The sequence below is a fragment of the Trinickia dinghuensis genome (assembly GCF_003367175.1).
In the GTDB taxonomy this organism is placed as follows: domain Bacteria; phylum Pseudomonadota; class Gammaproteobacteria; order Burkholderiales; family Burkholderiaceae; genus Trinickia; species Trinickia dinghuensis.
In genome coordinates this window covers 45,038-65,423 of record NZ_QRGA01000013.1, presented here as the reverse complement: position 1 = coordinate 65,423, position 20,386 = coordinate 45,038, and the positions used below count along the sequence as shown (strand labels likewise).

The following is a 20,386-nucleotide window of genomic DNA, read 5'->3' as shown; positions in this document are numbered from 1 at the left end:
ATGCAATCTCTATTTCTATTGGAATACTGAAACGATGACGACCCGGGAACAATGCGCCGCGCTCGATGCGGCCGACCCTCTCGCGCATTGCCGTGCGCGCTTCGATTTACCTGCCGGTACGATCTATTTGGACGGCAATTCGCTGGGCGCGATGCCCGCGAACGTGCCTGCGCGGATGAAACAGGCCCTCGAGCAAGAATGGGCGCATGGCCTCATCCGCTCCTGGAACGATGCCGACTGGTATCCCGCGCCGCAGCGGGTGGGCGACCGGATCGCCAAGCTGATCGGGGCGGGGCAAGGCGAAGTGATCGTCGCCGATTCGACGTCGGTCAACCTGTTCAAGGTCCTCGTCGCAGCGACGCGCATGCGGCCCGGCCGCCGCGCGATCCTCGCCGAGCGCACCAACTTTCCGACCGATGTGTACGTGGCTTCGAGCGTCGCCGAAATGACCGGTTGCGAATTGCGGTGTGCCGAGCCTGACGACGTGGTCGCCGCCATCGACGAAAACGTTGCGATCGTTTCGCTCACGCACGTCAACTACAAGACAGGCAAGCGCTACGACCTGCAAGAGGTGACGCGCCGCGCGCACGAGGCGGGCGCTCTGGTCGTGTGGGACTTGTGTCATAGCGCGGGGGCGATGCCAGTCGATTTGAACCGCTGCGAAGCCGACTTCGCGGTGGGCTGCGGCTACAAGTACCTGAACGGCGGACCGGGCGCGCCGGCCTTCGTGTTCGTTGCGACGAGACATCTGGCGGCCGTGCGCCAGCCGTTGACGGGCTGGCACGGGCATGCAAGGCCGTTCGATTTCACGCACGAGTATGTGCCGCATGCGGGTATCGATCGCATGTTGACCGGCACCGCGCCGCAACTGGGCTTGATCGCATTGGAGAGCGCGCTCGACGCGTTCGACGGCGTCGATCTCGACGACGTGCGTGCGAAGAGCGTCGCGCTGGGCGATCTGTTCATCGCGCTTGCCGACCGCGAACTGATGCGCCTCGGCTGCACCTTGGCGTCGCCGCGCGAGGCGTCGCGGCGCGGCAGCCAGGTGTCGCTCGCACACAAGGAGGGCTACGCGATCATGCAGGCGCTGATCGAGCGCAACGTGATCGGCGATTTTCGCGCGCCCGACATTCTGCGCTTCGGCTTCGCGCCGCTCTACGTGCGCTACGTGGACATCTGGGATTCGATCGCGGCACTCAAGGACATCATCGAAACGGACGCATGGAATACCGAAGCGTTCCGCACGCGCAAGTCGGTGACCTGAACACCGCACCGCACCGCATCAAGTCAAAGGAGACGGGAGATGACGCAATCACAACAAGGATTCGACGCGATCGTCGAACGGGAGAAGGGGCTGCATCGCGGACTGTCGACAGGCCAACTGTCGATGATCGCGATAGGCGGGGCGATCGGCACGGGGCTCTTTCTCGGCAGCGCCTTCGCGATCGGCTTTGCCGGACCTAGCGTGCTGCTGAGCTATGCGATCGGGGCGCTCATCGCGCTGCTGCTGATGGGCTGTCTCGCGGAGATGACGGTCGAGCATCCCACGTCGGGCTCGTTCGGCGCTTACGCCGAACACTATGTCGGCCCGTTGGCGGGGTTTCTGGTGCGCTACGCTTACTGGTCGTCGATTGTGTTTGCAGTCGGCACGGAAGTCACGGCGATCGCCGTCTATATGAAGTACTGGTTTCCGGGCGTGCCGGGCTGGTACTGGATCGTCGGTTTCTCGGCGGCGCTGATCGGCATCAACGTGGTGAGCGTGAAGGTGTTCGGCGCGGTCGAGTATTTTTTTTCGATGCTGAAGATCGTCGCGATCGTCCTATTCATTTTGCTCGGCGCGTACATGGTGTTCGGCGCACCCGCGTCCTCGGGCATCGGATTCGCGAACTATACGTCGCATGGGGGCTTCTTTCCGAAAGGCGTGTGGGGCATGTGGGTAGCCGTGATCGTGTCGATCTTCAGCTACCTGAGCATCGAGATGATCGCCGTCGCGGCAGGGGAGGCGCGCGATCCGCACAAGGCGATCACGCGCGCGTTTCGCGCCACGATGTTCCGGCTCGTGTTCTTCTATCTGCTGACGCTCGCGCTGATGCTCGCCATCGTGCCCTGGACGGCGGCCGGCGCCGGCGGAAGCCCGTTCGTCAAGGTCATGGCCGCGACGCACATTCCGGGCGCGGCGGGCGTGATCAATCTCGTGATCCTCGTCGCGGCGCTCTCGGCGATGAATAGCCAGCTGTATATCACGACGCGCATGATGTTCAGCCTGTCGCGCGCAGGCTATGCGCCGAAACGCCTCGGCGTGCTCAACGCTCGCGGCGTGCCGGTTGCCGCGTTGATGCTCTCGGCCATTGGAATCGCGCTCGCGACGGTGCTCAACGTGGTCTACCCCGACACGTCGTTCGTGCTGATGATGTCGGTATCGATGTTCGGCGCGATGTTCACGTGGTTCATGATCTTCGTCACGCATCTGTTCTTCCGCCGGCATCGCCGCGGCGAGGCGCTCGCGTTTCGTATGTGGGGTTATCCCGCGACGTCGCTGCTCGGTGCAGGATTGATGAGCGCGGCGCTCGTGACGACCTATTTCACGCGCGAATTTCGAATGACCCTGCTGTGCGGCGTACCGTTTCTTGTTGTACTGACGCTTGCTTACTGGTTTTGGTATCGAGGCAGGGTCTTGTCTGAGGCGCTGCCGCTTAGCCGGGAGATCTGATCGGGCGAGCCCGCCCGATGGCCTCATTCATCGGGCGGCTGCCGGTAATACGGCCTTTGAAACCTATTGCGGAATAATAATCTTCCAATTGGTAGGGTAGTGAACGATGGGAGTAAATACGACCCCTACCTTCTCCGCATCGTTTTTCGCATCGACGATCATTTCTTTCAGGTGGCTCATTTGCTGCGCGTGCTCGTCGGTATCCCAAATGCTTACGTGGATCATGGAGCCCTTGGGGGAGCAAGCAGCATAGTAATGAATGAGGCCCGGAAGTTTCTTGATCGCGGGAATCAAATACTCCCCAATGTCCTCCGCCATTTGATTGACTTCGGTAAATCGAGCCGGGTCGAAGTTCGCCAGCGAGACGCGAACGACAGGCGAGGAAGAAGCGGGTGCGCCATCTTGAAGAACGTGATTTTCCATACGTGTGTCGTCCTCTTTTCGTTAATTATTGATTGTCGGCAGATCGGCTGATCATACCCGACATGGGGCAAGCGCAACACTACGCAACATCGGGGTCGGCGGTTGCTTCGCAGCGTCATCGCCCAAGGCGAATTTGGCGGAAGCCCACCTAGCGGAGGGTGCATCCCACCGCTTGACACGCCGATATGGCTACCGTATGTTTCATCAGACGTAAGACCGGCGCAGCAGAGCCGGTCTGCTCCCGTTGCTCGTCGTTCGGCCTGTTTTGATAAAAAAAGACGGCTTGTTCAGCAGCCGCTTCCCCCCCACAGCCGGCGAACGACATTCCCATGCGCTCGCCGATACGTAGGAGACCACGCATGGAAAGCATCGAAAGCAGTCACGGAACCGTAACAGTCAAGCGGAATCCCGCCCATAAGGAAACCGACATCGCCGCCCTGCGGGCCATTGCCCAAGCCGCGCTCGAGGTTGAGCTTTTCACGATTCCGCTGTATATGACGAGCCTGTATTCGATTTACGGCATGCATGCCATTACAGGAAAGAATCTCGATTTCTACAAGGGCCGCCTGTGGCCCGGCGCGAAGCCGGTGCGCACGCCCGCGAACAACGAAGAGCAGGCGTTCAATATTCTCTTTTCCGTCTTCATCGACGAAATGCTGCATCTGCAGCTCGCCTCGAATATGGCGACGGCCGTCAGCGATCCGAATTCGCCGCCGAAATACAGCACGTGCTCGCTCGTCGATCCGGAAACGCATGCATGGAAATGCTTCGGCCACGGCAAGACGCGCATTCCGAACATCATCGATCTGGCCCATACGCAAAGCTATCAGGAGCGCAGGGAGCAGGGGCTGGCGGCCGACGTCGACGTCGGCGCGCTCAATGAAGAGAAACTCTGGCTCTTCTGCGCGATCGAGCGGGACGACGCCGACGCGCGCGCGGACGTGCTCGAACCGTACCGCGCCGAGTATTTCCCGACCGCCCCGTTCGACGATATTTGGAAGCCGGGCGGTGCGCGCGGCCCCTGGGAGGCGGGCGAGCCGCTGCCGCAATTCGGGTCGATCGGCTGGATGTACCAGTGTTACAGCAAGTATGTGAACGTGGTCTACGAGGACGGCTCGACGTTGTGGGACAGCGTGTTCAATCCCAACGGGCAGCAGAACGACCTGTTCAACAACTTCTCGGGCTCGGGCCATCCGATGCGCGAGTTCATGGGCTTCGAGACGACGATCGCGCTCACGTACAAGGACATCGCCAAAGCGCAGATGCTCAATATGATGAGCGCCATCACCGATCAGGGCGAAGGCAGCACGATCAAAGAGCGGGTTCGCGTGCGCGTGGAAAAGGGCGTGACGGCGCTCAGCGATCATCTCGGCGGGGAGATCGGGGCGCGCAATTACGAGAACCTGCAAGAAGTTTTCAAGGATGCGCTCGGCGTCGAGATCTTGCCCGAAGACGCTTTCCCGGTGCTTGCCGAGCTGACGGCTCAGCCGCATGGGCTGCTGCAAGGCGGCGATCGCAAGCAGCAGTTGCTGCAGCGTGCGAGAGAGGTCGGTTTGCAGGCCGTGAAGAAGGAGTATCGCCCGTCTCCCGTTGCGCTCGAATCGGACTATCCGAGCTTCAACGATAGCGGCGTGCTCGTGCCTTCGGCCGATGCGGCGGCGCGTACCGATCACGATGAAGCCGATCACTTCGAGCGCTTCAACAGGGATATCCGGAATCTGTTCGCGCAGGGCGGCGTGCGGACGTGGACCGACTGGTGGGCCAAACGGTCGAAGGAGGGCTGCGGCTGGCAGGGCAACGATTTGAAGAAGCCCGATTATGTGCGTCCGGCCGACGATCCCATTCCTTCGCCGGATGAGGTTGCCGAGGCGCTCAACACGCTGCGCGCCGAGCCGGCACGCTATTACCCGACGCTGAGCCAAGCCGCGGTCGGTTCGATCGCGGGCGTGCTGACGGTGCTCGACGACTTTTGGAACGCGGCCGCCCAGGCACAGAATCCCGTGCAGTTCCCGTTCCCGTCGATGGTGGGCTCGGGCGATCGCATGGCGATCTGCTGGGCCGTCTTTGGGAAGGCCCCCGATTTGTCGATCGGACTGGAACCGCTCAATTCGAAGACGCTGTATCACGCGTGCCAAGGGCTCGACCTCAGTGCCGCGCAGGCGCCGAACGATTGCGCCCAGGTGGGCGTTTTCCACAGCTGCCGCGGCTCGAATCAATGCAACGCGCAGGGCGGATGCGGCTTCGTGCAGAAAGTTTCGGGCGGCGGCAATTGCAGCACGAGCACGAGTGCGAGCACGGCGCTGCAGACGCGTACGTTCGGCAACGGCTGCAATCCACTGCCGGTCTTCAGCGCGCCCGGCGACAACCGCTGCCAGGGCTTCGGCGGCTGTGCCGTGCCGATTTCGGCTTCCCAGCGCTTCCCGGTCGGCGGCACGATGCAGTTGTTCGACTATAAGAAGACCGGCGGCTTTCAACCGCGTTGGCAGGCAGTGCCGCTCGAAGGCACGGACGCGACGATCGCCTTCGAGAAGGGTGAGCGCATCGACAAGATCGCCTACGAGGCCTACAAGCGCGTGCTGCAGGCAAGACAGCAGGAAGTGCCGCCCGAACTGCCGGCGAACCCGCTGCGCATTGCCATGCCGCCGTCGACGTGACCGTGGAGGCTGTTTCGTACGAGGCGGCAAGCGCACCGGTTTGTCGCCTCGGTCTGCCGAATCTCGGTGACGGGGTCGGGCTACGGCACGTCCATTTTCCGCATTTGATGGCGACGGCGCCTTCGGAGTGGGGCGTCGACTGGTTCGAGATCATCAGCGAGAACTTTCTCGATCACCACGGCTACGCGGCCCATGTGCTCGAGCGAATTGCGGCGCATCGGCCGATCGTCATGCACGGCGTATCGCTGTCGATCGGCAGTGTCGCGCCGCTCGATCGCGACTATCTGCGCAAGCTTCGCGAATTGGCCGAGCGCGTTCGCCCCGCCTGGATTTCCGATCATCTCTGCTGGACGGGCGTCAACGGCCGCAATACGCATGACCTGCTGCCGATGCCGTTGACCGAGCAAAGTCTGGCGCATGTGGCCGATCGCGTTCGCGCCGTGCAGGACTATCTCGGGCGCGCGCTGATTCTCGAGAATCCGAGCAGCTATCTGACGTTTCATGCGTCGCAGATGTCGGAGTCGGAATTTCTCGCGCGGCTGGCGGACGCGACGGGCTGCGGCTTGCTGCTCGACGTCAACAACGTCTACGTCAGCGCCACGAATCACGGCTTCGATCCCGTCGCCTATATCGAGCAGTTGCCGGCCGAAAACATCGTGCAGATTCATCTCGCGGGCCCGAGCGATTGCGGCACGCATCTCGTCGACACGCACGATCAGCCCGTGCCGGCCGCCGTGTGGCCGCTTTACGCGCTTGCACAGGCACGCACGTCGGGTGTGGCGACGCTGCTCGAATGGGACGCGAACATTCCGCCGTTTGCCGAGTTGCTCGGCGAACTCGGCAAGGCGAAGGCGGCGAGAAGCGGTGCGATGCCTGACGCCGGCAACGTGCGCCCCGTGGCGGCGGGGGCGTTGTCCACGCCGGTCGAATTTCAATTGAGCCGCTGACTTTGACCGATAACGTGAACGAACGCGATCTCGCCACGCTGCAGCACTGGATGCAGGATGTGGTTTCGGGAGAGTCCTGGACCCTCGACGATGCGCTGAGCATGGCGGCCCAATACGGGATCGATTGCGATCAGGCGGTGGTCGGCACGGAAAGACTGCCGGCTCGGCAGCGCCTCGAGATCTATGTGGTCAGCTATCGCATGCGCCTCATCGAATGCCTGCGCGCGGAATTTCCGGTGCTGAGGCGTTTCGTCGGCGATCAGGTTTTCGATCTCTTTGCCGGCGCGTATCTCGGCGCCAAGCCGCCTTCGTCCTATACGCTGTTCGATCTGGGCGCGGGCTTCGCCGATTTTCTCGAGGCGGCTCGACCGCGGCCCAACGATGGACGCGGCACGCTCGAAGCGCTGCCGGCGAGCCTCGCGCGGCTCGAGCGCGCATTCGCCGAAGTGGAGCGTGCGCCCGGTGTCGAAGGGAGCGAACGTCCGCTGTTTCCTGCTTCGTTCGATCTCGTTTTGTTATACGCACTGAGGTTGCGCGCGCCTGAATCGCTGCGGCTTTTGCTGCTCGATTTTGATTTTTCCGGTCTGATCGCGGCGGTGGCGGCCGATCAGCCGTTCGGCACGCCCACGTCGGGGGACACGCTCGTTGCCGTGGCGCGCAGTCACTATCGCGTGCGGCTGCATCGTCTCGAGCCATGGTCGTTTTCGTTCCTGAACCTGCTGGGGGAAAAGGGGATCGGCGTGCGCGAACTGATCGCCGGCGTGGCCGGCGAACTCGGGCGGGGGCCGGGTGAGATCGGGGCGCAGTTGCTGACGTGGCTGCCGTTTGCACTTGAAGTGGGGCTGGTTGCGATAGCTTAGGCCGGCCCTCGATCGCACGTGGGCCGGTGCCCAACTGCCGCCGTCCGCGCGTCGCGGCTAGGAGGCGAATGCCTTTGCTAAGCCAAGCCTAAGCGCAACTGCTCGAGAGCGGCTTCATGCGTTCGCTCGAACTTTAGCGGTGTAACGGTGACGTAACCTTGGCCCAGTGCGACCGTCTCCGATTCCGCGGTGTCTTCTCGACGAGATCTGCTCAGCTTGAGCCAGTGGTAATCGATATCTCTCGGATCGGTCCGCGATACGACTTCGACGCCTTGCAGCAATCCCGCACCTTGGCTCGTAGCTTTGAGTTCGCCGACGTCCTGCGCGGACCGTGCGGGAAAGTTGACGTTAAGGCAGGCATCGTTGTCCCAGCCTTGCGCCACCAATCGGCGAATCGCGTTGGGCGCGTGCGTGAGGGCTGCCTCCCACGGTACCGCGTCGCGATCCTTAAAGGCCTGACTCAGTGCGATCGCACGAACGCCCAGCAGCATGCTGGTCATTGCCGCGCCAACCGTGCCGGAGAAGACAGTTTCCGTCCCGAGGTTCGCTCCGCGATTGATGCCCGAGAGCACGAGATCAGGGAGCTTGTCACCCATCAGCCTGCCGATGGCGACCGCGACGCAATCACCCGGTGTGCCACGCACCGCAAAGCGCCGCTCGCCTTTGCGATGCACTCTCAGCGGTTGATGAAGGCTGATCGAGTGGGAGGTGCCGCTCTGGTCCTCCGCAGGTGCGACGATCCAGATCTCGCGCGCTAGCGTGGCCGCGACCTTCTCGAGGACGGCCAACCCCGGAGCGTCATATCCGTCGTCATTCGTCAGCAGGATCCGGTCGAGAATTGGCGTGGTGTTCTGCATCGAAGCGCCTCCTCACTAGTATCGAGCATCGAGGTATAGCCTCGACGAATTTGCGCACACCTGCATCGCCTGGAGTACAGAGCACGAATGACGTCCCTAGTGGACATCATGCATATACGCGACGCCTGATTCACTGGCGAGCTGGGCGAGCCGTTTGTCCGAGGTCCAAAGTAATGCACCGGGAGTCATCAAGGTTGACGCGAGCAGCGTAAGGTCGCTGCTGCCACAGCCGCGACCGTAAAATCGTCTCGCCTCGATCAACTCCATCACCTCGGTCCATGTCGCGTGCGTCGCATGTTGCAGCAGCGCGATATCGTGGAGCGTCCGTACCCGGGGCGCAGGAGGAGTGCCGCAGGCGAGTTCGACAAGCACGACCGGGTGCGTGAGCGCCTCGTCGCCGGTGAGCAGTTGGACAAGTCTCGCGTTTGTGCGACGGAAATGATCAACCCAGACGGATGTGTCGATCAGGACGCTCATCGAGCCGTAGGCTCCGACCGGCGCCGGGGGATGTCGGACATAGCGGGCTCGGTGCCGCCCAAAGCCGCCAGACGCTTACCGGCCTGAACCCGAACAAACATCTGCATGGCCACGCGGAAAAGGTCGGCTTTGTCCATGCCTGGGTCGGCAAGCTCAAGCGCGCGCTCATAGAGGTTGTCGTCGATCGTAACGGTGGTTCGCATTTCGACTCCAGCTTGATGCCAAGTTGCATCAATTATAGCATCATATAACACGTGCTACCACGCGCAGACGCATGTGCTGACAGCGGCGCCAAGGCCGGTTTCGTGAGCTTTTGTATCATGAATTCTCACAGGGTTTGAGAATTCTCAAGGGTGATGAGAATTCATGAGAAAACTGCCGTCGATCAATGAAGACGCAATTGCAGGCCTGACGATGCAATCATGACGACACCGATCACCATGCCGCTTAGCAAAGCGTAGCAAGTGCCCAGCAGCAAGCCGCGCGCGAGCTGCGGCCACCATCGTCCCTCGTGCACTCGCTTGAGCGCAACCACGAGGTAGGCGAAGATCGCGGCGGCCGCACAACCGGAATGGGCTCGCACGGCAGGGATCAAACACAGCAGAAAGACCGCAAAGATGAACGCGTTCAGGTGCAACGTAAACAGCACATGTACGCCGTAGTTCTTGTGACGGTTCCGATAGACGAACGCAAACAGCGCCGCGAAAACCGGCATGAGGGCAAAAACCGCATACGGCAGACGGTGCAGTAGATGTTCGCTGAACTCGGCCAATTTGCCGGGCTGTTGCAGTTCGGTCATGACGCCGGCGATGGCGTCGACCACTTTCCGGTCATCGGGATCGGCTTCGGATGCCGCGAGCTTGGCGAGGTGTTGCTCCGGGTGTGCCACCGGCCGATTGTCGACGTAAACGAGAGGACTGGACTGGATGGACCCCATCAGGCTCAGGAAAAGAAAAAACAGAAAGCTGAACGTGACGTAAATCGACAGCGGCTTGACGTACTGCGCCCGCCGGCCGGCCAGATATTCGAGCGTCAACTGCCCGGGCTTGAACAGCAGCAGCTTCAGCGTGGGCAGGAGCTTGCCGTCCGCGGCCACGTAGTGATGCAAGTACTCGTGCGCAAATTCCCGCAAGGTCGGCAGTTCATGCACTGTCTCCTGGCCGCATTGTGCGCAATAAGGCCCATGCACGGGAGCATCGCAATTGGGGCAGTTGTCGGGAAGGGCATGAGAGGTGTCAGCCATGGAATTGCGCAGACGGAGATAAGGACCGCGCATTTTGTACGGTCACTATTTGCGCGTCAACGTGGTGCAGTTCTAGTCGATGTACGGCTCTGGCGGGTCGGGCATCATGGCGGCCGCCACCCGCGCATCCGGGCCTGTGATCATGTGATCGGCAGGCTGTACTCGTGCGGATGTTCAACTGTGTTTCAGCTATCTCGTTCATGCTGCTGTGAGCTGTTGTATCATGAATTCCCACGAGATTTGAGAATTCCCAAATGTGATGAGAATTCACGAGAAAACGGCCGTCGATGCGTGGCACTTTGCCCGGCCTAAGTTGGCGGAAGCCTATTTGAATGCATTCGCGCTTGGCCTGACTGCGGCGCGGGGGCTATTCGCGCGCCGCAGGATGGGTAAGACCGAATTTCTGTGCAAGGATCTGCTGCCGGCTGCAGTCGAGAAGGAATACCTGGTCGCCTATACGAATCTTTGGGACACGAGCACGCCGGACATTGCGATTGTCTCTGCCTTGGCCCAGGCGCTCGAACCGCGAGGGTTCCGGGCGGTGATGACCGCGTTGGGAAAGCCAGTCAAAAAACTCAAGGCGAGCGCGAAGCTGCCTGGCTTGGCGGAAGGCTCGATCGAGGCAGATTTGGCGCAACTCGACGCGGACAGCGCCGCAACGATGCGGGAGGTACTGCGCCAGCTCGATCGTCAGAAGAAGCCGTTGATTCTCGTCATCGACGAAGCGCAGGTGCTTGCGAAGGAAGTGCACAGCGTATTCGCTCATGCCCTTCGGGCAGCGCTAGACATCCGCAAAGACCGCATCAAGGTGGTGTTTGCCGGTAGCTCGGAAACAACGCTGCGGGATATGTTTGCCCGCTCTTCGGAGCCGTTCTATAACTGGGCGCCCCTAGAACCGTTTCCGCTGCTTGGCGACGAGTTTGTTGCGTTCACCGTGGAATTGACCAACAGCCTTGCACGGAACACCTTGACGCTGACGGACGGCAAGCGTGCGTTCGAAGCACTGCACCGGACGCCGGAGTTCTTTAAGCGGTTTATCGAGCGATTCGTGCTTTACCAGCTCGAGGGTGTCGATGCTGCGCTAGAACACACGAAAGCGACCGTGTTCTCCGATCAACACTTCCTGAGGCAGTGGACCGGCTCCGGTGCTGCTGATCGGGCGGTGCTCATTTTGGTCGCGAGTGGCGATTCGGACCTGCATTCGGTTGCGGGGCTTCGGTATCTCAGCACGCTTGCCGGCAGCCCGACCACACCGAGCACAGTTAGCCACGCCTTGCGAAGACTCCAGGACGGGAATGTAGTGACACGGCTTGAGCGCGGACGCTACCGCATAGAAGACGAGGCGTACGCCGAGTGGATTAGGCAAACGACGGCAGGTCACCTGCGGGAAGCGCTCGCCGAAAAGCCGAGGGCAAAGTCGAAGCGGTAGCGCATTTACCCCTTCCGGCACTCACTGATATCGCAACTTGGTTTGAGCCGCGCGGTTATCCACAGAATCTGTTGATAAAGCTGTGGGTTTGCGCTTCGCTGAGCGGATAAGCCATTGTTCGGAAACGGCTTTCATCGAGTTGCCACAGTCGCATCCGGTGCCGCGGCATCAATGCACGCGATCGATTCGGCTCGGGCCGGTAGACCGAGAAGGAAGCCCTGCACATACGTGCATCCGCACGCGCGCACAAATTCGAGTTGCTGATGCGTCTCGACAGCCTCGGCCGTGGTCGGCATGCCCATATCGCGCGCCACCGACACAATGGCCCGAACTGCCGCGGCTGCCTTCTCCGAGTGCAAGGCCTCCTTGACGAACGACCCATCGATCTTGATGCGGTCAAAAGAGAAGCGGACGAGGGTGGACATCGTCGAAAAGCCCGCGCCGAAGTCGTCGAGGACCAATCCAATGCCCATGTCCCGAAGCTTCGTCAGGTTCCGGCGGGTTCTGACATCGTCAGCGAGAAATACCGTCTCGGTTACCTCGATGTACAAGCGCTGCACGGGAAAATTCGTCTGCTGCAGAATCGCAGCGACTGTCGACGCGAACGAATCCTCTTGGAGCTGCACGGGCGAAACATTGACGGACAGCGTTGCCGCATCGCGCCAGGTCATTGCATCCGCGCATGATTGCCGCAGCACCCATTCGCCCAATGCGACGATCAAGCCTGTACGTTCGGCGATCGGAATAAACGCGGCGGGCGACAGCTCGCCACGAACCGGATGCTTCCAACGAAGAAGCGCTTCGCGGCCGGAGATGGATCCATCATGAAGCGCGATGATCGATTGATACTCCATTCGCAGGCCCGAGAACGATTGAAGCGCACCCTCCAGGTCGCTGCGTAGCAAACTCAGGCTTTCGTCGAAAGCGTGCTCGTTGGCGTCGAAGACGGCGAACGCTCTTTTGCCGCCACGTTTCACTGCGTACAGCGCGCGGTCGGCGCAGATTAGAAGCTCAGGACCCGTGTTCGCATGGTCGGGGTACAACGATATGCCGACGCTGGCGCCAATGTGTACGGTGCCTTCCGGCAATACGAAAGGCTGCGACAATTGCTTGACGATTCTCGCTGCCATGGAGTTTGCGATGTTCTCCGAAAAAACACCGTCGCAGATCGCAACGAACTCGTCGCCGGCCAAACGCCCAACCAGGTCGTTGTGCGCGAACATTTCGCTTAGGCGGCCCGCTGCTTCCTGCAGGATGCGGTCCCCCGCGGCGTGACCCAGGCTGTCATTGATGGCTTTGAAGCCATCGAGATCGATCAAAAGCAGCGCAAAGGATGACGTCTTGCGCGTTTCGCTGGCTTCGGTTCGCTCGAGCAGTAGCTCATTGATACGGGCGCGATTGGGCAGGCCGGTGAGGCTGTCGTGTACCGCGAGGTGATGGCTGTGTTCACGCGCTTTTAGCAAACTTACGGTGTCGCGATTGCTGCGCAGCGCGACCGAAAAAAAGCCCGCCGCGCAAAAAGGCGCTTGAAAGAGCAATATGATTTTGCCTTCGCCGGGCGATAACGCCGCGCCTAAGCCGAGCAGGCCGAGAATGAGAGAGATCTGGACCATTGCAAGGCGGGGCGTACCGGCATTGCGCCCGGCCAGGCCGCCGATGACGCCGACTGCGCACACGTTCCCCAGCAGGAAGAGGGTGGGGTCGCCACTCGTGTTGCAAAGAAAGGCGCCGAAACCGAAGAGTGCGCTCCACAGGATGCTTGCGAACAAATAGGCCGACGTGAACGTCGGCTGATCGGATGCTGCGCGCCGACGGCAAGCGCAAATCAACGTCAGTCGTGTCGCCAGTAACGCGAGGATGGCGGCGATCCAATACCCGTACAGCGGCGTTCGATGCCGGTAGCAGGCCGTTGCTGCGACACTGACTTCGCAAATCGCCGCGAAAAGGATCTCCGGCGTGCGGGTGAACAGATTGGCGAGCAGGGCTTGCCGATTGGTGGCGCTCAGGCCCGGCACCGACGACGCTACCCACTTGAAAAGTGCTGATCCCGGTTCGCTGAAGGCCATGTGCTGCGCGTACTCATCGGTTGCTCGGAGGAGCCACGATTATGACCTAATTTTTTCGGAATTCCTTTCGCGTCAAGGGCGCGGTCGTGCCGTTGGTTCGAGTCATGCGCGGCCCGCTTTTTTGCTGTTATGAATTAGCAGACGAGAGATGCGGACATCATCATTACCACCACGCGGATTCCTGACAAGCCGGCCCCGAAGCTCATCACGGTGGAGATGGTCCAGTCGATGAAGACTGGTTTATGTGATTTGACATAACGCGAACACTGTTGGGGCCAGTTTTCAGCGCTGTTGCGGCTTCGACGGGCGAGGGCGTCACAAAATTTGTGACAGCAGCCGACGCATTTTTAGGCGTCATCGAATAAATCGCGAGTCCAAGGATCACGGTCGCGGCTACCCCGGCCGCGCGGAGCTTTCCCAAGGCGCGCTCCCATACCGCAGCTGCTTGGCTGTGGTCGAGCGAAGCCTCTACTTGGGCGACTGTCTCAAATATTGGTAATTCGGCCATTTCCGCAAGCTGAGCGATCGTCGTCGCATCCGGCTTGTACGTGCCTTTGCGCCATTCTGAGAGCCGGTTTTGATGTACGCCAAGGCCGTCCGCGACTGCGCCTAGCGTCTTTTTCTTGCGCTTCGCTGCGTCGAGAAGTTCTGCAATGTCCATACGATTTCCCCTTGACAGTTCACGGCAAGCCGTGAAATATTCCGGCTCACGGTGAGCCGTGAATGTTCACGGCTACTCGGCAAGGCGCAGTCTATCAGCTTCGGCGAAAAGGTAAACCGCCGTCGCCAGGTGGCCGAGCCGTGCGGCCTCTCCCCTCGGAGCACGGCTACTCGGGGCGGGCTAGTCCAGCCGCCCACTTTTCGAGGGGAAGCGTAGCGCTTGCAGCTTCGGTAAAAGCCAACCGGCGGGCCGCCGGTAACAGAACGATCAACCGAACGGGGTAGCTGTGTCTGCATATCGAGTCCACGCGTACACGGTGCACGGTACGCTCATCGCAACGGTCGAGGTCCGTGCGCGAACCGTCATCAAGGCACGAGACAAAGCTCGTGCTGCTCTCTATCGCCAAGGTCGTCAGCCGAATCGGTTGACCCTCGTTCCCGTCGAAGTCAACGCCTAAGCCATGGGCAAACTCAAGAACGCTGCCATTTCGGAGACTCTTAGGAGTCCTAATCGCCCTACCGCAAGGCGCGACGCCGCGCCCGCCCGGAGCGTCGAGGACGGACGCGGCGGCGCTCCGCGCGAATGCCCCCCCCGTACTAACAGGGGGGATACGAACAGAGCGACGCTCGCGAAGCTGGAACGGTTGCAGATCGTCGTTACCGAATCGGGCGAGATCAAGACGATTGCGGTCCGGGTTCCCTGCGGCGATCAGGTGGCGATGATCGATACGCTGCGCTTCACGGTCAGCGAGCAGACGTTCTGCAAGACGGCGGGTCGGCAACTGGTCGGCGATGACGAATTTGTGTGTGAAGCAAGCCAGGTGCTGACGGAGATTTTCGGCTTCGGCGTTACGAAGGACCTGCAAGTCAAACGCGATTTTTACTTGAGCGCGTGGGAGCTAGGCGACGCGTACGGCTACGTCGCTATCGGCGGATCGAGCCAACGTGGAACGATGCTCGTGAACCTGACGGGGCACGGTTGCCTTGCGGCCAAACCGGGCTGGGAGGGTCGGCTCTACGACTTTCTCTCACAGACGGCCGGCCGTCCGACGATCACGCGGGTAGACCTGGCGCATGACTGCATGGAAGGCGAATACACGGTCGATCAGGCAGACGACTGGTATGACGACGGGCTGTTCTCGTGCTCTGGGCGTGCCCCTAGTCACGAGCATCGCGGCGACTGGCGCAACCCGAGCGGCAAGGGCCGGAGCTTGTACGTCGGCCGACGCAAGAACGGGAAGATGTGCCGCGTCTACGAAAAGGGCATGGAACAGGGTGACGAAACGTCGCCGTGGGTGCGCTTCGAGGTTGAGCTACGCAACGACAAGCGCGTGATTCCGCTCGATGTGCTGCTCGATCCATCCGGCTATTTCGTGGGCGCCTATCCGTGCCTGCGCTTCTTTGAGCAAGCGCGCACACCGCAACGTGTCGAGGTCAAGCGCAAAGCCGCTGAGATCAACGTCGATGCGAGCGTTAAGAACATCCGCATTTCGTACGGCAAGTATTTCGCTGTGCTGCGTCCGCTGATCGGCGACGAGGCGCTTCTCGAAGCAATCACAAGCACGTCCGGCGAGTGGCCCGAACGGCTCAAGGTTCCCGATTACGAAGTGTGCGAGTCGCCAGTACATCAGCGCGCGACACCGTGTGCATTCAACGATTTAGACCCCTCTGATGACGGCTGGGCAGAGGACGCGGTCTTTCATCCGGCCATGGATTACACGGGAGCAAGCAATGAAGTTCGAAAGCAACGTGAAGGTGCTGGGCATGAAGGCGAGCAAGGGCACGATGGACAACGGCCAGACGTTCGATAGCACGAAGGTCTACACCGAGACGCCCCTCGATGAGTCGAAGGGCACGGCGAAGGGCTTTGCGGTCGGCGAGTTCACGCTCGGTGCGGCTGAAGAGTTCCAGAAATACAAGCACTTGCCGTTTCCGTTTGAGGCCGTCGCCGAGTTCGAAATCGTCACGAACGGCAAGACCCAGAAGACGGTGATGAACGCCCTCAAGCCGACGAAGGTTTCGGCGGCTTCTCCTAAGGGCTGATCGTGAGCGGGGCCGTGGTGTACGTGGTTCAGGACTTGTCGAGCGGCGAGTTCCTGTGTCCGGTCGATGGCGACGTGGGCTTTACGTGTCGGTTTCGTGAGGCGGGCGGGTTCAGCGATGCGGAAGAAGCGACGCAAGCCGGGGTCGATCACTGCGATGGTCCGTTCGATGTGGTTCCGGTCGTGTTCGTGGGCCGGATGCTGCACTAGGGGGAGGCGATGCTGAGTTGTCCGTTTGATGTGCTCGATCTTATCGCCGACTGCTTGGTGGCGCTGACGATGGTGGGCGTTGTCGGCTGTGTCCTCGGTGTCGTTTCGCTGGTCATGCGCGGTGCTAAGCGTGGTGCGGATCGTGGAGGCGTCGATCAATGAGCCTGGGTATCGATGTAGCGGCGTGCGTGAGTAGTTCTGGCGCGTCTGGCGTAGGCGCGGTCGGGATAAGCGGTCATTCGGTGGCTTGCACCGCGAGCGATGGCACGCAAGGAACGCTTGGTGTCATGCACATGGCGCTTGTCGATAACTCGGCGGAAACAACACCGTTTGACTACACGCAAGCGGCCGGATTTTGGGGCCTCGCATTTTGTTTTGTTGTCGGGCTGTATTTCGTAACACGCGGGATTGGTGCGCTCGTCGAATTCATTCGGCGGGGGTAGTGATGCGAGCCGGGCGCTTCCCGGTTTCTCTTGCTAGGAGTGCATATGCGTTTGCTGCAAAAGATGGGTGCGGGTGTTTCGAAGGCGCTGCGTGTTGCGGCGGCTCCTGTGGTCGCTGCCGTTTCGGCTACGCCGTTGGTGTCGCACGCGCAGGCGTCCGGCGTCGACTACACGAGCCTGACTTCGTCGGTGAGTTTTTCGACGACGATCACGGCGGTGATGGCGGTGGCTGCTTCGCTCGTGCTGCTGTACGTCGCGATCAAGGGCGCGAAGATCGTCCTTCGTATGATCCGGAGCGCGTAGCGGTCGCGGTGCTTCGCTTGGGTGGGGCGGGCCTGGTGCTCGCCCTTTTTTCTTGAGGCGGGGGTGGTGATGATCGACGCAAACACTGCGTGGTATTTGGCGATGTTCGCATGGGGGCTGTTGTCAGCCTGGGCGGTCGTTCAAGGTATGCGGGGGTGAGCATGCAACGGTTTCGATTGTCCGCGTTCTGCGGGGCCGCGCTGCTCTATGGCGCTTTGGTGTGGGCGCCTCCGCGTGTCGTCTATGCGGCGTCTTCCTCAACGTCGTATCCGTCGATGGGTATGGCGATTGGTGGCGTGGTCGCTGCGGTCGCCGCGGCTAACGGCTTCTCTCCGGCCGATCCGCGTATCGCCGAGACGGTTGCGGCCATTGGTGAGGCTGCTGCGGCTGCTGCTGCGACGATAGCGGCCGGTGCGGGAATCGCTGTCGGGGCGGTGCCGTGGATTGCGGTAGCGGCGGTCGCTGCCGGTGGTGCATTGCTCGCGGTGCCGACGTCGTTGGGTAACGGGTCGCTTCAGCAGTGGCAGTCGAATAGTGATGGATCGGTTACGGTTTCCGGGGCTGGTGGTTCGTCGCCCTATCCCGCGTTAGCCGCTCCGCAGCAGTATTTTTGCGTTGGGAATAACACCGAGACCGGCCCCGGTTCTGCGTGCGGTTCGTCGGTCGCTGCCGCATGTCAGGCGTTTGCACAGAAGGAGAACGGTACTAATGGCTATACGTGGGTTGTGGGTAGCTCGTCATCTGGCTCGTGTAGTTTCGACATTACGCTTCCGCAGGGAGGACAGGAAACGGACGTCCAGAACGTGACGAGTAGCGGCACTGGTGCTTGGTCCGGCAATGCGTGCTCGTCGGGGATCATCGTCAATGGCTCGTGCGCGTCCTATAGTCCGCCTCCGCCGGTGACTGAATCCGTGATGGCTGCTGCGGCTGCTACGCCTGCGGCTGACGATCCCGACGTGTTGAATGCGCAAGTGCTTGCGGCGACGGTCAATGCACTGTGGGGCCAAGCGGCCCAGGGCGAGGGCTACGCGGGCCTTCCTTTCCCCGTGAACGCTCCTGCGACGGCCGGTGAGGCGTCGTCCGTCGAGGATCAACTTGGCACGTCTGCGCCAACTGTCGGTAGCGCGGTGAGTGGCGCCGGTAGCTTGTCGGGTGCGAGTAGTTCTGCGCCGTTCGCTACGTCGGTTCCGTCCACGTCGAACCCGGCTTCGTCGGTCCCAGTTGCGACCAATCCGGGCAGTGGTGCCGAAATCAACCTTGGCCCGGATCCGGGTATCGGTGCGCCTGGGTTGGAAGCGACGCCCACGGCTGCGCAAATCCTTGCGCCCATTCTGGGCTTGTTGCCTGATCTGCGCTCGTGGGCGGTGCCTGCTCATACGTCGGCGTGCCCGGAGCCTTCGTTCCAGCTGTGGGGCGAGACGTACACGTTCACGTCGCAGTGCGATCTGCTAGAGCAAAACCGCGATGAGATACACGGGTTCTTTGTCGCTGCATTCACGGTTGCGGCCCTGTTGGTCGTCTTGACGGCGTGAGGTGACTGATCATGTTCGGCATTCTGCTTAGCGCGTTTAACGTCGTTCTCGGCTTCGTCTTTCGCTCGATCATCGCGAAGTTTTTTGCGTACTTCGCCATGTGGTTCGTGACGACCGAATTTATCTCTGTGCTGCAAAGTGCTGGCATTTTGCCGAGTGCGGCATCGCTTGCCGGGGCGTTCGGTGGCGTCGGTTCCGACGTGTGGTACTTCCTCGATCTGTTCGGGTTTAGCTACGGGGCGCCCGCGATCGTCGCAGCGTTCGCTACGCGCTTCATCATCCGGCGCATACCGGTTATTGGGTGATGCCGTGGGGCCGCTAGCGGTGTCCGTTGTCGTGCTCGTGCTCGCGGTGTGGGCACGTTTTGCGGTGCGTTGGTTTCGCCAGGGACCGGAAGATGTCAATTAATGCTTACTGCGGCGTGATGGGTTCGGGCAAGTCGTACGAGGTGGTGTCGGGTCCATTGCTCGATGCTGTTGCGGCCGGTCGCCGAGTCGTGACGAACGTCGATGGTGTCAACGAAGATCTGATACACGCCTACGTGCACGAAAAGCGGAACGTTCCGCTTGCTCGGCTTGGTCGCATCGTCCATGTGCGCACCGATGACCTGAAACAGGACGGCTTTTTCCCGGTCGAGGTCGAGGGAGCCGGGGGCGCTACCGTTACGCCTGGCTTCGTTCTACCGGGCGATCTGCTCGTGATCGACGAAGCATGGAAGCTATGGGCCACCGATCAAAAAATCTCGAAAGAACACATGGCGTTCTTCCGGATGCATCGGCACTTCGTGCATGAAGAAACGGGTGTTGCGTGCGACGTGGTGCTCATGATCCAGACCATTGCCGATCTGCATCGCTCGATTAAGGCGGTCGTCGAGTTGTCGTTTCGCATGGTCAAGCTCAAGAGCCTCGGGCTGGCGAAGACCTACCGGGTCGAAATGTACGAGACGTGGAAGCAAACGGCCGGCAACAGAACGGGCACGTTTGTTCGTAAGTACAAGGCTGAGATTTTTCCGCTGTACAAGAGCTATGCGGGCGCGTCTGGCAAGGAGAGTGCGGTAGACGCTCGGCAAAACGTTCTTGCGCGAAAGTCGCTTTGGTTTCTGGTCGGCGCGGTGTTGCTGCTCGGTGCCGTCGGGCTGTGGTTTGCCGTGCGCTTCTTTCATAGCCGGACGGCTGCTGCTGCGCGTGAAGTCGCGGCGCATAACGGGCATGCGAGCGCGGCTGGTGCGGTCCCTGCCTCGGCGGTATCGACCGGCGGTGATAAGGCGCCGCAAACCTCGTCTACGTGGCGTGTTGCAGGTGCCTATAGCGTCGATGGCCGGTCGTATGTGCTGCTCGCTAATGGCGATGGCCGGTTGAGGGCTGAGTCGCCGTCTGAGTTCATGGGCAACGGCTTAGAGCGTGTGGGTATGATCGAAGGTGATCGTGTGGCCGAGTGGTCCGGCCAGGTCGGTGGTTTGGCGCCGTCGTCGAAATCTCTGCTCGGGGGCGCGAAATGAAACGGTTCGCGTTGCTCCTTCTTTGGGTGTCG

21 protein-coding genes and 1 pseudogene are annotated in these 20,386 nt (G+C 61.1%); 15 read left to right on the top strand and 7 right to left on the bottom strand.

Annotation, left to right across the window (positions count from 1 at the left end):
* Nucleotides 1-34 precede the first annotated feature (34 nt).
* Nucleotides 35-1,264: a kynureninase gene (gene kynU, locus DWV00_RS22050; RefSeq protein ID WP_115535748.1), complete on the top strand. Its 1,230-nt coding sequence runs from the start codon at nucleotides 35-37 to the stop codon at nucleotides 1,262-1,264.
* Between the two features lie 39 nt (nucleotides 1,265-1,303).
* On the top strand, nucleotides 1,304-2,710 hold the full coding sequence (locus tag DWV00_RS22045) for an amino acid permease (RefSeq protein WP_115535747.1): 1,407 nt from the start codon (nucleotides 1,304-1,306) through the stop codon (nucleotides 2,708-2,710).
* A gap of 63 nt (nucleotides 2,711-2,773) precedes the next feature.
* Here the strand turns inward: DWV00_RS22045 and DWV00_RS22040 are convergent, their stop codons facing one another.
* Nucleotides 2,774-3,133, bottom strand: a complete 360-nt coding sequence (locus DWV00_RS22040; protein WP_115535746.1) for a hypothetical protein — start codon at nucleotides 3,131-3,133, stop codon at nucleotides 2,774-2,776.
* Nucleotides 3,134-3,492: 359 nt separating this feature from the next.
* Here DWV00_RS22040 and DWV00_RS22035 point away from each other — a divergent pair, with 359 nt between their 5' ends.
* From DWV00_RS22035 to DWV00_RS22025, 3 genes are read left to right on the top strand one after another with little or no spacing between them, the layout of a single operon-like run.
* Entirely contained in the window at nucleotides 3,493-5,787 is a 2,295-nt protein-coding gene (locus tag DWV00_RS22035; protein ID WP_181885554.1) for a ferritin-like domain-containing protein, read from the top strand.
* Between the two features lie 2 nt (nucleotides 5,788-5,789).
* Nucleotides 5,790-6,734, top strand: a complete 945-nt coding sequence (bufB, locus tag DWV00_RS22030) for an MNIO family bufferin maturase (protein ID WP_245964986.1) — start codon at nucleotides 5,790-5,792, stop codon at nucleotides 6,732-6,734.
* Nucleotides 6,735-6,748: 14 nt separating this feature from the next.
* On the top strand, nucleotides 6,749-7,594 hold the full coding sequence (locus tag DWV00_RS22025) for an HvfC/BufC N-terminal domain-containing protein (RefSeq protein WP_220274721.1): 846 nt from the start codon (nucleotides 6,749-6,751) through the stop codon (nucleotides 7,592-7,594).
* A gap of 77 nt (nucleotides 7,595-7,671) precedes the next feature.
* On the opposite strand, the gene surE is transcribed toward DWV00_RS22025, so the two are convergent.
* The 4 genes from surE to DWV00_RS22005 all read right to left on the bottom strand — a co-directional run bounded on the left by surE (nucleotide 7,672) and on the right by DWV00_RS22005 (nucleotide 10,171).
* On the bottom strand, nucleotides 7,672-8,451 hold the full coding sequence (gene surE / locus DWV00_RS22020) for a 5'/3'-nucleotidase SurE (RefSeq protein WP_115535742.1): 780 nt from the start codon (nucleotides 8,449-8,451) through the stop codon (nucleotides 7,672-7,674).
* A 96-nt stretch (nucleotides 8,452-8,547) separates the two neighbouring features.
* A complete protein-coding gene (locus DWV00_RS22015) occupies nucleotides 8,548-8,928 on the bottom strand; it encodes a type II toxin-antitoxin system VapC family toxin (RefSeq protein WP_115535741.1) in 381 nt (126 codons plus the stop codon).
* The gene (locus DWV00_RS22010) at nucleotides 8,925-9,131 is read right to left on the bottom strand and encodes a type II toxin-antitoxin system VapB family antitoxin (RefSeq protein WP_115535740.1); all 207 of its coding nucleotides are present in this window, start codon (nucleotides 9,129-9,131) and stop codon (nucleotides 8,925-8,927) included. Before DWV00_RS22010 ends, DWV00_RS22015 begins: the two co-directional genes overlap by 4 nt.
* Nucleotides 9,132-9,313: 182 nt before the next feature.
* The gene (locus DWV00_RS22005; protein WP_181885553.1) at nucleotides 9,314-10,171 is read right to left on the bottom strand and encodes a DUF3667 domain-containing protein; all 858 of its coding nucleotides are present in this window, start codon (nucleotides 10,169-10,171) and stop codon (nucleotides 9,314-9,316) included.
* Nucleotides 10,172-10,430: 259 nt separating this feature from the next.
* On the opposite strand from DWV00_RS22005, the gene DWV00_RS22000 reads away from it, so the two are divergent.
* On the top strand, nucleotides 10,431-11,600 hold the full coding sequence (locus tag DWV00_RS22000; protein WP_115535738.1) for an ATP-binding protein: 1,170 nt from the start codon (nucleotides 10,431-10,433) through the stop codon (nucleotides 11,598-11,600).
* A 131-nt stretch (nucleotides 11,601-11,731) separates the two neighbouring features.
* Here the strand turns inward: DWV00_RS22000 and DWV00_RS21995 are convergent, their stop codons facing one another.
* Nucleotides 11,732-13,666, bottom strand: coding sequence for a putative bifunctional diguanylate cyclase/phosphodiesterase (locus tag DWV00_RS21995; RefSeq protein ID WP_115535737.1), 1,935 nt, complete (start codon nucleotides 13,664-13,666; stop codon nucleotides 11,732-11,734).
* 138 nt (nucleotides 13,667-13,804) lie between these two features.
* Between DWV00_RS21995 and DWV00_RS21990 the strand changes: the two are divergent.
* Nucleotides 13,805-13,906, top strand: a pseudogene (locus DWV00_RS21990) (hypothetical protein); the annotation flags it as partial.
* Here DWV00_RS21990 and DWV00_RS21985 read toward each other — a convergent pair.
* Nucleotides 13,872-14,327, bottom strand: coding sequence for a helix-turn-helix domain-containing protein (locus DWV00_RS21985; protein ID WP_115535736.1), 456 nt, complete (start codon nucleotides 14,325-14,327; stop codon nucleotides 13,872-13,874). The pseudogene DWV00_RS21990 and the gene DWV00_RS21985 overlap by 35 nt on opposite strands.
* 460 nt (nucleotides 14,328-14,787) lie before the next feature.
* Between DWV00_RS21985 and DWV00_RS21980 the strand changes: the two genes are divergently transcribed.
* The 8 genes from DWV00_RS21980 (at nucleotide 14,788) to DWV00_RS21950 (ending at nucleotide 20,354) form a co-directional block, all read left to right on the top strand.
* Entirely contained in the window at nucleotides 14,788-16,137 is a 1,350-nt protein-coding gene (locus DWV00_RS21980; RefSeq protein ID WP_115535735.1) for a replication initiation factor domain-containing protein, read from the top strand.
* Nucleotides 16,058-16,369, top strand: coding sequence for a hypothetical protein (locus DWV00_RS21975; protein WP_115535734.1), 312 nt, complete (start codon nucleotides 16,058-16,060; stop codon nucleotides 16,367-16,369). The genes DWV00_RS21980 and DWV00_RS21975 overlap by 80 nt, the downstream gene beginning before the upstream one ends.
* A 2-nt stretch (nucleotides 16,370-16,371) precedes the next feature.
* Nucleotides 16,372-16,578, top strand: coding sequence for a hypothetical protein (locus DWV00_RS21970; protein ID WP_115535733.1), 207 nt, complete (start codon nucleotides 16,372-16,374; stop codon nucleotides 16,576-16,578).
* A 158-nt stretch (nucleotides 16,579-16,736) separates the two neighbouring features.
* Nucleotides 16,737-17,021 (top strand): hypothetical protein, encoded by a 285-nt coding sequence (locus DWV00_RS33755; protein ID WP_147297953.1) that lies wholly within the window; start codon nucleotides 16,737-16,739, stop codon nucleotides 17,019-17,021.
* Nucleotides 17,022-17,066: 45 nt separating this feature from the next.
* A complete protein-coding gene (locus DWV00_RS21965) occupies nucleotides 17,067-17,324 on the top strand; it encodes a major capsid protein (protein WP_115535732.1) in 258 nt (85 codons plus the stop codon).
* A 161-nt stretch (nucleotides 17,325-17,485) separates the two neighbouring features.
* Nucleotides 17,486-18,856 carry a hypothetical protein gene (locus tag DWV00_RS21960; RefSeq protein ID WP_147297952.1) on the top strand — a complete coding sequence of 457 codons (1,371 nt, stop codon included), beginning with the start codon at nucleotides 17,486-17,488 and terminating at the stop codon, nucleotides 18,854-18,856.
* An 11-nt stretch (nucleotides 18,857-18,867) separates the two neighbouring features.
* Nucleotides 18,868-19,161 carry a DUF2523 family protein gene (locus DWV00_RS21955; protein WP_115535730.1) on the top strand — a complete coding sequence of 98 codons (294 nt, stop codon included), beginning with the start codon at nucleotides 18,868-18,870 and terminating at the stop codon, nucleotides 19,159-19,161.
* A 119-nt stretch (nucleotides 19,162-19,280) separates the two neighbouring features.
* Nucleotides 19,281-20,354: a zonular occludens toxin domain-containing protein gene (locus DWV00_RS21950; protein ID WP_245964985.1), complete on the top strand. Its 1,074-nt coding sequence runs from the start codon at nucleotides 19,281-19,283 to the stop codon at nucleotides 20,352-20,354.
* Nucleotides 20,355-20,386: the final 32 nt, after the last annotated feature.